7 protein-coding genes are annotated in these 15,227 nt (G+C 40.1%); all 7 read left to right on the top strand.

Features of this window, described 5'->3' with window-relative positions:
• The first annotated feature begins 65 nt into the window (after positions 1–65).
• Positions 66–521: a hypothetical protein gene (locus HMPREF9449_RS13980; protein WP_009137921.1), complete on the top strand. Its 456-nt coding sequence runs from the start codon at positions 66–68 to the stop codon at positions 519–521.
• Positions 522–683: 162 nt separating this feature from the next.
• Positions 684–1,664, top strand: a complete 981-nt coding sequence (locus tag HMPREF9449_RS13975; RefSeq protein WP_009136301.1) for an IS30-like element IS4351 family transposase — start codon at positions 684–686, stop codon at positions 1,662–1,664.
• A 69-nt stretch (positions 1,665–1,733) separates the two neighbouring features.
• Positions 1,734–4,559, top strand: coding sequence for a golvesin C-terminal-like domain-containing protein (locus tag HMPREF9449_RS13970; protein WP_040611976.1), 2,826 nt, complete (start codon positions 1,734–1,736; stop codon positions 4,557–4,559).
• Positions 4,560–4,625: 66 nt separating this feature from the next.
• Positions 4,626–6,098, top strand: a complete 1,473-nt coding sequence (locus tag HMPREF9449_RS13965; RefSeq protein WP_009137919.1) for a TolC family protein — start codon at positions 4,626–4,628, stop codon at positions 6,096–6,098.
• Between the two features lie 93 nt (positions 6,099–6,191).
• Positions 6,192–7,250 (top strand): efflux RND transporter periplasmic adaptor subunit, encoded by a 1,059-nt coding sequence (locus HMPREF9449_RS13960; protein WP_009137918.1) that lies wholly within the window; start codon positions 6,192–6,194, stop codon positions 7,248–7,250.
• A gap of 72 nt (positions 7,251–7,322) precedes the next feature.
• Complete coding sequence (locus tag HMPREF9449_RS13955) at positions 7,323–10,415, top strand: efflux RND transporter permease subunit (RefSeq protein ID WP_009137917.1); 3,093 nt, start codon at positions 7,323–7,325, stop codon at positions 10,413–10,415.
• Positions 10,416–10,447: 32 nt separating this feature from the next.
• Entirely contained in the window at positions 10,448–15,193 is a 4,746-nt protein-coding gene (locus HMPREF9449_RS13950; RefSeq protein ID WP_009137916.1) for an efflux RND transporter permease subunit, read from the top strand.
• Positions 15,194–15,227: the final 34 nt, after the last annotated feature.

The raw sequence follows: 15,227 nt of genomic DNA, 5'->3' as shown, positions 1-15,227 counted from the left end.
AACGGGCTGATACTTGTAAAATAGAATTGAGGAAAAAGAATTTGAATGGTGCAAACAGATAGATTATGAATATTCATGCCGTAAATGTAATTGCCAGATATGAAGTAAAACTTCTGAAGAGAAGTTGGTTATTTCGTATATTTGCAGTATTGGCTTTATTTATTCTCACTATTGCCCAATTGAGTAATTTTACTCCTTTGTTCTGGAAATACGCGGAAACTTGGAATTATGTAGGGGCAACTTCCCTGATTCCTTTTTTTACGGTTTACCTATATAATATTGCTCAGTCTGTAATCGTAATTTTTTTGGCCGGAAATTTTTTAAAACGGGATAAAAAACTGGATACAGCAGAAGTGATTTATGTCCGTCCTATGAGTAATGCCGATTATATCATAGGAAAAGTTTGGGGAATAACCCGTGTGTTTATCGGATTGAATTTAATTACTTTATGCATCGCTTTATTTATTAATCTGGTCATTAGCCGCTCGCCTTTCAGTATATTCCCCTATCTTTTTTCTTGAGTTCAACTTATAAATGCAACTTTTTGGGTGCGGATAATAAGCAATAAAAACATTTATTTTTCAGAGAGGAAAGAGAGACAATGTCCCCCTTTCTCTCACTCTGAATGGATAAAGTTTGCTATCTTTGCTTTAATTGTCCGTCCAAAGAAAAAAAAGTTGCAGATGAGCAAACATATAACCGAGGAACAAAGGTATGCAATTTCTATGATGTTGCAAATACCGATGAGCAAAAAAGCAATAGCGGAAGCTATCGGAGTAGATAAAAGCACTGTTTACAGGGAGATAAAGCGCAATTGCGACGCCCGAAGTGGTAGCTATAGCATGGAGCTTGCCCAGCGAAAAGCAGACAGGCGCAAGCAGCAAAAACATCGCAAGGAAGTGCTTACACCGGCAATGAGAAAACGGATAATAAAGCTGTTGAAGAAAGGATTCAGCCCGGAGCAGATTGTCGGCAGGAGCCGCTTGGAGGGAATTGCGATGGTATCTCACGAAACGATATATCGCTGGATTTGGGAGGATAAGCGGCGGGGTGGCAAACTGCACAAATATCTTCGCAGACAAGGTCGCAGGTATGCCAAACGTGGTTCTAAAAATGCAGGGCGAGGATTTATCCCAGGCAGGGTGGATATTGATGAGCGTCCCGAGATAGTGGAACTGAAGGAGAGATTTGGTGATTTAGAGATAGATACAATTATTGGTAAGAACCACAAAGGTGCCATTCTTACCATTAACGACAGAGCAACAAGCAGGGTCTGGATACGCAAGTTGTCGGGAAAAGAAGCCATCCCGGTAGCTAAGATTGCAGTATGGGCACTGCGGAAAGTGAAAAACTTAATACACACAATTACGGCTGACAATGGAAAGGAGTTTGCAAAGCACGAGGAAATTGCGCAAAAATTGGAAATAAAATTCTATTTTTGCAAACCATACCACTCATGGGAACGTGGTGCCAATGAAAACACCAACGGGCTTATCAGGCAGTATATCCCAAAGGGTAAGGACTTTAGTGAAGTAACCAACAAACAGATTAAGTGGATTGAAAATAAACTCAATAATCGACCTCGTAAAAGACTTGGATACCTCACGCCAAACGAAATATTTAAACAAATTATTAATCAGAATTCTGTTGCATTTGCAAGTTGAATTCAGCTTTACTTATTTACTCTTTCTATCCCTTCTCTGTGGTTTGTGTTGGGGCTTTCTTTTACAATCATGTGTTTGGTGAAAAATCAAGCCGTAACTTTTATCGTTATGTTGGGGATTACCGGGACTGTTTTCTTTTATTTACAGGATCGGCTATACGGTGTTTTTGATTTTTTTGGCGTTACGCTTCCTGCCATTTTCTCGGATGTGGTAGGTCATCCTTCCCTCTCCTTATTTTTGCTACAGCGGTCGGTTTATTTATTAGGAGCGATCGGTTTTATTTGTTTGACGATTACCTTGGTAAAGCGTTTACCCCATCGTCCCTGGAAAACACTTGTGATAAATATAATTGCTTTATTTTTAATATTGACGAGTGGAGGTTTAGGTGTTTTGTATGTGTTACATTTTAAAAAGATAGAGGCAGAGAGGGAAGTATATGTTTCTGTCTTTAATACTTATGCAGAGCGACCGAAAGTAGATATCTCGGCCTATGAGATTGATATTACTCCCCGGGGAGAGCGATTAGAGGCAGAAAGCAGACTGAGGGTCCGGAATAAACAGAAAAATGAGATAGAGTCGGTGATTTTATACCTGAACCCGGGTTTAAAGATAATCACTATAGAACAGGCAGGAAAAATATTAGACTTTCATCGGGAACAGCAGGTCATTGAAATTTTTCAAAAATTGCGAGCGGGTGAAGAAGCTGAATATGTATTAAAATATGAAGGAGGAATAGAAGAGAATATTTGCTATACCGATGTGGAAGAGAAGGATTTTATGAGTCACCCTGCCGGAAAAACTTTTTATTTCCGCTATGGGAAAAGATATGCTTTCTTGAGTGATACCTATACTTTGTTGACCCCAGAGTGTATTTGGTATCCGGTAGCGGAATCTCCGGTATCTCCTGCTAATCCGTATTCTATTCGGAAAGATTTTGCAAACTATAAGCTTACTGTACGTTATACCGGTAATAAAGTCGTTTTATCTCAGGGAAAAAGGGTATGTGGAGAAGGGAAGGTGATATTTACCGATACCATTCCTTTTTGTGGAATAAGTCTGACGATAGGAGCGTATGAAACAAAGGCGGTTTCTGTCGATTCTACGGATTATGAACTCTATTATTTCCGGGGACATGATGATTTTATGGTTCATTTTGATGCTTTGCAAGATACGTTACCTGCAATAATTCGGGAGATTCGGGCAGATTTGGAAGTGGTGAAAAATAGAAATTATCCTTTCCGAAAATTTTGTATGGTAGAAGTTCCTTTGTCTTTTACCGGGTATATCCGGAATTGGAAAGGTTATAGTGAACATGTCATGCCTGAATTGGTGTTTATTCCTGAGCGGGGATTAAGAACCCAGGCAGATTTCCGGGCGATGGGCTTTCGGTTAAAGAATTGGCGGGAAGAAGGGGAATTATTGGATGCTAAAGATGTACAGGCCGGAATGATAAAGAATTATGTCAAAACGACTTTTGTAAATGAGAATTCTTCAGACGAAAATGGGTGGGGACAGTCGACGGAGGTAAATAAGTTGAATATTGGGGCAATGTTTTATGGCTTTTGCGGTTATTTGTCAGATCCGGACTTTCCGGTAATAGATATTGCTTTCAGTACCTTGCAGAACATAACTGAAAATATACAAAGAAGGTGGTATTTTGGACCTCTTATTACAGATCAGCAACGAGCTATTATTTATTTACAGGATCATAATTTCCAGACAGCTTTATCAGATAAAAATCTGAAGCCTCAGGTACTTTATGAAATATTGAAATTGAAGAGTAACAATTTAAAGTATTTTATAACAGCACAGGTAGCGCCCGGGGAATTTGAGGCTTTTTTAAAATCTTTCAATGAAACTCATATTTTCGAAGAAGTTACCTTTACTGAATTCGCCCGTCAGTTTAACAAGCGGTTTGGAATAGATTTGCTTCCTTTTGTTCATCAATGGTATACTACGGACCGTCCGGCTGAGCTCATGCTGAATAATGTAGAGGTCAATAGTGTCGTCGTAGATGATTTTACAAAATATCAGGTACGTTTTAAGGTATATAACCGTTCGAAGGTGGAAGGTATTTTGACGGTAAAGATAGAAGAGGGTGGGGGAGGCCAGAGAGGATTCCGTCCCGAGAGGAGAGAGGCAGAAAGGAATAATAATCTTCATAATTATATTATTCCGCCACAAAGTGCCTGGAAAATAAAAATAATAAATGATGAACGGCCGGGACGTGTCAGTATAAATACAAATGTTTCGGCTAATTTGCCGAGTGAATATATGTATAACTTTTCGAAAGTAGATCGGGAAGTCACGGATACCTTATCGGGCTTATTTCCGGTGGATACACTTCTCTTTACTGCGGGGCCTGGGGAGATAATCGTTGATAATGAAGATCCCGGTTTCCATGTTTTGGAAACGAATACCCGGCATAAATTAAAAGATTTGTTCCGGAAGGAAGAGGAGGATAAATATCAAAATTTCTTTCCCTGGAAATTTCCGTCCCGATGGACGGCAGTGATCAATAGTAATTGTTATGGGAAGCCCGTTCATTCTGCTGTTTATAAGGCCAAAGGTGTAGGAGCGAATAAAGTGCAGTGGGTAACGACTATTCCGAAAGACAATTATTATGAGGTTTTTATATGGAATCCCAAATTTGAAAATTGGAATTGGAGGAGGCGTAACCGGGGGCATGAAGGGCATGCGCAGACCTATGTTGTAGGGTATGAAGAAGAGGAAGAAAATATCACGGTAGATTTGGGACAGGAAGAAAATGGATGGGTGTCTTTGGGAAATTTTTATTTCCCGGCTGGTAAAGTTTCAGTGACGCTTTCCGATAATGTTTCGGCTGGTTTTGCCATGGCTGATGCGGTGAAATTTACGTTGATAAATAAAAAGTAATCGGTGGGGAATAAATGATGAAGTAAGAAAGATATGTTCGGCGGAAAATAATTTAATAAAGCATTAATGAAGATGGAGAGGTATAAATACACTTTATTGGTTGCCATTTTTTTGATGGGAGGAAGTTTGGTTGTTGCACAAGAGGTGTTGACATTGGATAAGGCATTGAAGATTGCCTTTGAAAATAGTCCGGCATTAGTACAAAGTAAATTGAGTTTGCGGCAAAATGAATTGAATTTGCAGGCGCAAAAGGCTTCTTTAAAATCCCAGTTTTCGCTGGATGTGAATCCGTTTTCTTATTCGCGTAGCAGTAGGTACGACAGCTATAACAGTAAATGGTATGATAGTAAAAGCATGTCTTCTTCTGCTTCTTTAGGGATTGTGCAACCGGTCAAATGGACAGACGGGACCATTTCTTTGATTAATAATGTTTCTTGGCAAGACGCTTCGAATCGTTCTTCGGGAGGAAAAAGTACGGCGTTTAATCACAATATTTCGTTGCAGATCGAACAGCCGATTTTTACTTATAACCGGACTAAAATGAGACTGAGGGAATTGGAATTAAGTTTGGAAAGTGCCCGGTTGAATTATGCAATGCAGCAATTAAATATAGAGAAAAGTGTGACGGATAATTTTTATTCCGTGTATCAACGGTTCAAAGATTTAACGATTGCCCGGGACGAGTATGCCAATCAGAAACAGAACTATGAAATTATAAAAAACAAAGTAGAGGCGGGTTTGGTGGCCAGAGAAGAATTATTCCAGGCGGAAGTTAACATGGCGAATAGCGAATCGTCTGTTTATTCGGCAGAAATTGCCTATGAAAATGCGAAAGATAATTTTAAACTTTTGTTGGGAATGTCTCTGGATGAGGATATTGCGGTGTTACCGAATACCGAAATTACTCCTATTTCAGTCAATACAAATGATGCGGTTAAATATGGCTTGGATCAGCGAATGGAACTTCGCGAACGGCAGATTACTTTAGAACGGGATGTCTTTTCGATTATAGAAGCAAAAGCAGAAAATGAATTTAAAGGAAATATAGCTGCCCGTGTCGGGCTGAATGCTTTGGGGGATAAAGTAAATAATATCTATAATAATCCCACGGATAATGAAGAGATCGGACTAACTTTGACTATTCCTATTTTTGATTGGGGAGCTAAAAAAGCCCGGGTGGAATCCAGTAAATTGGCGATGCAGTCGGATGAAGTAGAGCTGGAGGAACAGAAAAAAGAAATTGTGATTAATATCCGGCAGATATGCCGCAATTTGCCCACTCTGATCAATCAGATCGCAATCAAGAAAAAAAGTATAGAAAATGCAGAACGGACATATGAAATCAATTTAGAAAAATACAGGAATGGAAATATGTCCGGTATGGATCTGCAGCAATACCAATCTCAGTTAACGCAGGCAAAACAGGATTATACCAATGCATTAATTCAGTATAAATTAGAATTATTGAATTTAAAGGTACAATCCCTTTGGGATTTTGAAGCGAATAAATCTTATTTACCGGTAGACCTGTTAAAGTGAGAGAATGAGGGGGAAATTGAACTGTCTGTTAGTTGTTGTGGGATTCTTTTACAAGGGAGAGAAAAATTACAATACGATATAAAATAAAACACTATGAATAATTATTCTAATCTTATGGTTGTTATTACGTTAGTCCTTGCTTTTTATGCTTGTGGAGGAGACCGGAGCAACCAATCGGCAGAGACCACGACTCCTGTTTGGGTAGAGGATGTACATTCGCGAACGATAGAGGAGTATGTTACAACGACCGGAACGGCTAAAGCCGTTAAAACCAGTGAGGTGAAATCCGAGATGAACGGTGCTTATCGGTTACAGCTGAATCCGAAGACAGGCCGGCCTTATCGATTAGGGGATATTGTGGAAGCCGGTGCTGTCATTATCCGTTTAGAAAATAAGGAATATGAGAATAATGTGCAGCTGGAGAGTAAAAAATTACAGATACAGATTACCGAAAAAGAGTGGGAGGGGCAGCAGAGTTTATTGGAAAAGGGAGGAACGACGGAAAAAGAGGTAAATAATGCCAAGACGTCTTTTATAAATGCCAAACTCGATTTGGAAAATGCCTATATCACCTTGGGAAAGATGGAGATCAAGGCCCCTTTCCGAGGGGTAATTGTCAATTTGCCTTATTATACTGAAAATGTGGAAGTTGCTTCCGGGTCGGTGATGTTAGGCGTAATGGATTACAGTAAGATGTATTTGGAAACACAATTCCCGGAAAATGTAATGACAAAAGTAAAAGTAGGACAAAAAGTAAAGGTGACGAATTATAATATTAAAGCGGATACTTTACAGGGTAAATTAACACAACTTTCTCCTGCTGTAAATGAGGAGACCCGTACATTTGCCGGATTCATTGAAATTGAAAATCCGGATTTGAAATTACGTCCGGGAATGTTTGCCAAAGCGGACGTGATTACGGTGAAAAAAGATTCGGTTCTTGCCGTACCCAAAGAGATTATTACTACCCGTCGGGGAAATAAAATAGTCTTTGCTGTAGATCGTTCTTCTGCTGAGGAGAAAATTATTGAAACCGGTATTAGCGATGATCAATATACAGAAGTTGTAAAAGGTTTGAATAAGGGGGAGAAAGTGGTTGTCAAGGGATATGAATGGTTAAGAAACAGAAGTAAGGTAAAAGTTATGAAATAAATAGGGAATTTTTTATAGAAAGCCAGGAGAGAAGGAAATTCAGAAAATCCCTATAAAGATAAGTATCAGACGATGAATCCTATTACGAAATTTGCAGTAAAATATCCTGTAAGTGTATTGATGATTACCTTAGCGGTGTGTTTGTTGGGGATAATTTCTTACAATAAACTGGGGACAGATTTGTTTCCGGATTTAAAAAATCCGGCTTTGTATGTTGATGTTCAGGCGGGGGAAAGGCCTCCCGAAGAGATGGAAAAGCAATTTGTGGAGAATATAGAAGCTCTGGCCGCCCGTCAGGATGGGGTAAAAAATGTAAACAGTGTATGTCGGGCAGGAGCGGCTACGATTACAGTGGAATACGATTGGGATCAGGATATGGATGCTGCCTATCTGGATTTACAACGCAGTTTGTCGTCGGTTTCTCAGCATGCAGAAATTACCTCTTTTCAGGTTTCCCGTTACGATGTAAATGCTGCGCCGGTGATGACGGTAGCCTTAACTCATAACGAAATCAGCGATATGAATGAACTCCGGAAAATTGCTGAAAATTATATGCGGAGTGAATTGGTACGTTTGGACGGAGTGGCCGACATTCAGTTGAACGGACAGGAAAATGCTTATATCGAAATAAAGACAAATCCTTATATGCTGGAGGCTTTTAATCTTACAGCAGATGCAATTGCCAGTAAGATTGAAAGTGTCAATCAGAATGTTTCCGGCGGAACAATTGTAAATGAAGATATTCAGTACAGTGTAAAAGGGGTTCATCTGCTTAAAAATATTGAAGATATCAGTAATATTATTGTGGCTTTCAAACAGCCTTCTGCGGGCCAGACGGAAGAAGGACAAGCGTCTTCCAATGTAAAAGCTCCGGTTTATTTAAAAGATGTAGCGACGATACGGTCTATAAATAAGACTCCGGACAATATCGCTCGTTTTGACGGAAATCGTTGTTTAGGGATTAGTATATACAAAGAAAATAAATACAATACAGTAAAAGTGGTAGAAAATATCCAGCACAAGTTAGTAGAATTACGAAAAAGTATGCCTGGATATGAGTTTAGCATTATCAGTAATCAGGGAGAGTTTATCGGTGCCTCCATCGGGGAGGTAAAAGACTCTGCTTTGCTTGGCATTTTTTTAGCCGTTATTGTTTTGTATATCTTTCTGCGTCGTATGAATACTACTTTGATCGTAAGTGTTTCCATACCTATTTCCATTATTGCCACATTCAATTTAATGTATTTCAATGGATTGTCAATGAATATTATGACGTTGGGAGGATTGGCTTTAGGAGCGGGGATGCTGGTCGACAATGCCATTGTGGTCATGGAAAATATTTTCCGGAATCTGGAAAATGGATTGACGGCCAAAGAAGCTGCTGTAAAAGGAGCTTCGGAAGTGTCCGGAGCGATTACCTCTTCCACTTTAACTACAATAGTGGTATTTTTGCCGATTGTTTACATACAGGGAGCTGCAGGGGAGTTATTTAAAGAACAAGCTTGGACAGTTACTTTTTCCTTACTGTCTTCCCTTTTTGTAGCCCTTTTGTTTATACCCATGTTATCTTCTTATTTTGTCAAACAGAATACAAAGGAAATGAAGTCGATCCGCATCAAAGGATACGGACGTTTTGTAGGGAAATTACTAAAATATCGCTATCGGGTAGTTTTGGCAGCTTTGGTGTTAATTGTATGTAGTTATGCAAGCTTACCTTTAATCGGCATGGAGTTTATGCCGAAAGCCGATTCAAAAGAGTTGAATGTAAAACTTACTCTGGAACCGGGGACCCGATTACAAAGTACGGATTACGCTGCAGCATCGATAGAGCAGATGATCCGGAATCTGGGAGGGGAGGATATAGCATGGATGTATACATTAGTTGGTCCTTCCCATACCGATACGGAGTCCGGAACTCAGGCAAAAGAAGAAAATCAGGCGGAAATTAAAGTAAAATTGAAGCCGGCGGCAAAAATAGATGCTGATTATTTGATAATGGCTTTGGGTAAGCATGTGAGCATGCCTGAAGGAGTGGAACTTACTTATGAAAAAGAGCAATCTGCTTTGCAGACAGCTTTGGGAACGGAGGGGGCTCCTTTGGTGGTGGAGATCCGGGGAGAGGAAATCGAAATATTAGAAGAGCTATGTGTGGAGCTAAAGCAGAAATTGGGAAAAGTAAAGGGATTGTATGAAATTAATACTTCGATGGAAAAAGGTTCTCCTGAAGTGAATGTGGCTTTGGATCGTTTACGGAGTGGTATTTACGAAGTAGATATTGCTTCCGTTACTCAACAAATCAGTGAACAATTAAATGGTAAAAAGGCAGGGAGCTACGAGTCTCAGGGCGAGCCTGTAGATATTGAGATTCGGGTACCTGAAATTTCTTTGGCCGATTTACAGGGTATCGAAATTCGTCAGGGGGATAAAAAATATCGTTTGGGTGAAATTGCAGAAATTGCGGTTACAACAGCTCCTAGGGAGATGATCAGAAAGAATCAGAATCGGGTGGGGGAGGTGACAGCGATGTTGGAGAAAGATTATTCGTTAGGACGGATTACACCGGCTGTACGTGCTTGTATTGCAGAAATGGAATTTCCGGCTAAGTATTCGGCTAAAATTACAGGAGAGGAAGAAAAGCGGGCGGAGTCTTTTAATGGTTTAGGGTTTGCTCTGATCTTGTCCATTGTATTGGTATATATGGTCATGGCTGCACAGTTCGAGTCTTTGAGGCATCCTTTCACTATTTTATTGACGATTCCTTTGGCAGGAGTAGGAAGTATATTGGCCTTTTGGATTACAGGCCAAACGTTAAATATGATGGCTTTTATCGGTATTATTATGTTGGCTGGTATTGCTGTCAATAGTTCGATTATTTTGGTAGACCGTATCAATCAATTGAAAGCACAAGGATTCGCTTTAAAAGAGGCCGTTATGCAAGCTGCGCAACAACGCATCCGTCCTATTATCATGACGAGTTTGACCACCATTTTGGCTTTATTGCCCATGTGTTTCGGTTTTGGAGAAGGAGCTTCTCTCCGTTCTCCTATGGCTTTAGCTGTAATCGGAGGCTTACTGACTTCTACCTTGTTGACGTTGATTGTTATCCCTTGTGTATATTATATTTTTGACCGGAAACCCGAATCTCTGAAAAGAGAAGAGGTTTAATTTTAGGGCTTTGTGCTATTTTAATTTATGATATGAACAGATTGATAAAACGGCGGGTGCTGATTTCAATGCTTTTCATCGGATTGACACTGATGGGATATTTTTCCTATCGTTTTCTTCCGATGGAATTATATCCGAATGCTGAGTTGCCTGAATTAACTGTAAATATCGGAGCTTCTACAGAATTGGACCCAAAATATATTGAAAATCAAGCGGTCATTCCGGTAGAAGGGGTAATCAGCACGATGGAGGGTGTAGAAAAGATAGAAACCCGTATATCTCCCCACAATGCGGAAATAAGAGTTACTTTTTTGAAAGGGACGGATATAAAATATGCCTATCTGAAACTGGAAGAAAAGATTAAAGCGATTTCAAAAAATATTCCGGAAGAATTCAGAACGATTGTCAACAAAGCTCCTGCCGGAATGATTAGCTCCCAATTTATGTCCCTGTCTGTATTGGGGGAGGAGGATGTAGACTATGTCCGGAATATTACAGACCAGGATATTGCTCCTGTATTGGAGAATGTAGACGGAGTCGCTGCAGTGGCGGTGATGGGGGGACGCCCAAAAAGTGTGGAGGTTATCGTAGATCAGGATAAATGTGAAGCGTTGAAAATTACCCGGTCTCAGATTCGCTCTCTTATCAGCAAAAATATGGCTGAAAAAACGTTTGCCGGTCCGGTCTATGAAAATAATAAACGATATTTTGTCAATGTTACTGCCGAATATCTGAAAACGGAGGATTTGGGAAACATTGTCGTGGCTCAAGGACCTGTCTTACTGAAAGATATTGCTGAAATAAATTTTGGTATTAAAGAAGAGGAGTCTTATTCCCGTACGAACGGTAAGGAGGTAATCACTTGTGTTTTGGCAAAATCTCCTCAAGTAAATGTAATTGAGCTTTCGGAAAAAGTCCGGAAAGAAATCAATCAGTTGAATGAAGAGTTAAAGTCTAAAGGTGTCAGTATTCAAGTGGATATGGATGTTGCAGAAACGATGAGTGACAATATCGACACGATTGTAAATTTGGGAATTACCGGGGCAATTCTGGCTATATTTATTCTTTATTTGTTTTTGCGCAACTTCAGGATTGTAACCATTATTGCTTTTGCGATACCGATTTCCGTTTTTTCTTCTTTTTATTTTTTCTATTTAGCCGGAATCACGATAAATACATTGACTCTTACGGGGATTGCTTTAGCTGTGGGGATGTTACTGGATAATTCTGTGGTGGTCATGGAAAATATTTTTCGTCTCCGGGCATCGGGAGTTTCGGGAGAAGAAGCTGCTGTGAGGGGCACAACGGAAGTCTGGAAATCGATTTTTGCGGCGACTCTCACGACCATCACTGTTTTTCTTCCTTTTTTGTTTGCCGATAATTTTATGATCAAATTAATCGGAGAACATGTGGGAGTTTCTATTATCGCTACCCTTACGATTTCTTTAGTTGTAGCTTTGTTATTGGTACCGATGGCGATTCATTTTTTTATGACCCGTCGGGAAGACCGGGTGAATTTTAGTGCGCTTTCCATACATAGTCGTCCGGTACAAGTTTATATTGCTATTTTGAAGATTTGTTTGCGCAAACCGACCCAGGTCGTTTTGATTGCTTTGCTGGTTTTAGCCGCTACGGTTGCTTTATCATTGACCTTAACTTTAAATACTTTAAAGGAAATAGAGACGGATACTTTTGATGTATATATCACCTCTCCGGGAGGCTATACTTTAGAACGTACAGATGAGATGATCCGGCGGTATGAAGCGGTTTTGATGGAAGTTCCGGAAATTGACAAGATTACTGCAAAAATTTATGCGGCAGAAGCCAATATAACGATAAAGCTAAAGGAGGACTTTGAAAAGTTAGATCATAGGGACCTCAAAGAACTGAAAAATACGGTGTTGACAAAAGCCAGACAGCTTCGAATACGGGATATCAGTTTGGAAGCCAAGTCCGGAAGTGAGAATTTCCGGGGTGACGGAGGGAATGCCATGATAGGAGGAGGACAAGAGTTATTGAAACTCATGGGGTTGGGAAATCAAAGTGAAAAAATTGTAATCAAGGGACAGGATTTTGAGAAGATGGAAAATCTGGCTGAGTATTTGGAATATCAGCTTCATGATTTAGAAAATGTCAGTTATGCCTGGGTGAATACTTCCCGGGGTAAACCGGAATCCCGTATACAATTCGATCAGTATTTAATGGGTATATATGACGTTACACCAGCCGGTGTCATTACGGAATTGACCAATTTTGCCCCTGAAAATACGACGGAAATAAAATATAAAGCAGGAGAAGAAGAGTATGATATTTTGATCAAAGACAAAAAATATGCAGAGGCGGAAAAAGAAGATAAAAAGCCGGAGCGGACACTGGAGGAGTTGCGTAATTTAGTGGTCCGGAATGAGAAGGGGGCTTTGATTGAGTTGAAAAGTTTTGGAAGTATTAATCTGACGCGGGGACAAGGAAATATCAGCCGGGTGAATCAGGATAAGGAAATAGAAGTCAGTTACCGTTTTACCTCGGATGTAAATGAATCCAAAGAGTTTTTAGAAACTGCCCGGCAGGAAATTGATGAATTGGTACAACGGACGGATATTCCGGCAGGTTTAGCCATAGAAGTAGTACACGAAGAAGAGGAAACACAGGAGTTTACTTTTTTAATACTGGCAGCTTTCGTCGTGATATTTATGATCTTGGCTTCCGTTTTTGAATCGCTCAGTGCTCCTGTCGTTTTGATGTTTTCTATTCCTTTAGCCGCTATTGGTTCTTTGTTGGCTTTGCTTTTTACCAGTAATTCGGTCATGAATGCGAATGTCATGACAGGTTTTATCATATTGATCGGTATTGTGGTAAATAACAGTATTATATTGATTGACTATACTTCCTTATTGAGACGGCAGGGGAACCGGAGACAGCGGGCTTTAATTATTGCCGGGATTTCCCGTTTGCGACCTATTTTGATTACGGCCATCACGACTATTGTGGCCATGCTACCTTTAGCTCTTGGTAAGGGGGAATTTGTCGCTGGATTAGGAGCTCCTTTTGCCATTACAGTGATAGGAGGATTGACCATGAGTACTTTGTTGACTCTGGTGATTATTCCAACTTTATATTCCGGTTTGGAAGATGCCTTGAAGCGTTTGCGGAGCCAGCGTATCGGCATGAAGGTTTTGCAAGGAATCTTGTTTCTGGGGGCTGTTTTTGTCATTTTTATATTTGTTGATGCTTTATTGTGGCGCATTGCTTATCTCGTGATAGCAATTATTCTAATACCAGGAGTGACTTGGTTCATGGAAAGCAGCCTCAGGAGAGCCAACAGTCATATTATTCCGGAAAAAGAAGAAATACGGATACAAATACGAAATCTGGTCAAAATATACGGAAGGCCGGGGGAATTTAAGAGAGAATGGAAGTCGGGTTTACGTATCCGGCAGCGTTTGGGATTAGAAAAACATTTTTTGCATTGGAGAGATATGCGGGCATTGATTTGGCTGGTGCCTTTCAGTATCTTTTTATTCTATTTCGTTTATTGTTATCAAACCCTTATTTTCTGGGCGTTGTTTTTTGCTGTAGGAGCTTGGTTATTGGTCCTTCAAATCGGGCGGATGTTTCAGGAAATGGTCTATTTTCATTCCTTAAAGAAAACCGGACGCATTTTGGATATTTTTTTCTTTGGGTGGTATTATATTTCCCCTTTTATTTCCCTGTGTTGGGCTATTGTAAAATTTCAGAACAGTGGAGGAGCGATTTTGTTGGGTATAGTATGGTATGCTGGAATTTTAGTAAAATATTTATCCGATCGCATTCATAAATATAATATCAATATCGATTTGATTGAGGGGAGCTTCAGGGGTATTCGAAAAGGTTTTTACCGTATGGCAACAAAGGTTCCTTGGATAGGTTACCGGAAAGAACCATTTAAGGCTTTAAATGCGGTATCTTTGGATATACAGACAGGTATGTTCGGTTTGTTGGGACCGAATGGAGCCGGAAAGACGACATTGATGCGTATTATTTGCGGTATTTTTGAACAGAGTTACGGAAAAATTTTTATCAATGGCATCGATACGCAGTTGAAACGGGAAGAATTACAAGGGCTGATAGGATATTTGCCTCAGGAGTTCGGAACTTATGAAAATTTGACTTCCTGGCAGTTTCTGGAATATCAGGCGCTTTTAAAAGGAATTTATGATCAGGATGTCCGGCGAAGGCGTGTTCGGGAAGTATTGGAAGCTGTACATATGTATGAAAACAGGGATAAGAAAATCGCCGGCTTTTCCGGAGGTATGAAACAACGGATCGGTATTGCTCAGACTTTGCTTCATCTGCCCCGGATTTTGGTTGTAGATGAACCCACTGCCGGCCTTGATCCCAGGGAAAGAATACGCTTTAGAAATCTGCTGGTAGAATTGTCCCGGAACCGGATTGTGATTTTCTCTACTCATATTATTGAAGATATTGCCAGTTCTTGTAATCAGGTGGGTGTCATTAACAAAGGTTCCTTAAAATATTGTGGTACTCCTTCGGAAATGGTACGGATTGCAAAAGATGTGACCTGGGTATTTGAGATTCCGACAGAGGAATTTGCTCAGTTGCCCGCTGATTTATTGATTGTACACCATATCCGTTTAGGAGAGAACATCCGGGTGAGATGTCTTTCAGAGACACAGCCTGTTCCGAATGCCGTACATACGAATCCGGTGCTGGAAGATTCATATTTATGGCTTTTGAGAGGCGTAAAGCTCGCAAACCGTGAAGAAATTATCACACAGTAGGGAAAAATGTTCAGGAAATTGAATCTGTTAATTG

Source organism: Odoribacter laneus YIT 12061 (genome assembly GCF_000243215.1).
Classification (GTDB): Bacteria; Bacteroidota; Bacteroidia; order Bacteroidales; family Marinifilaceae; genus Culturomica; species Culturomica lanea.
The sequence above is the reverse complement of the archived record's forward strand: the minus strand, read 5'-3'. Positions and strand labels throughout refer to the sequence as shown.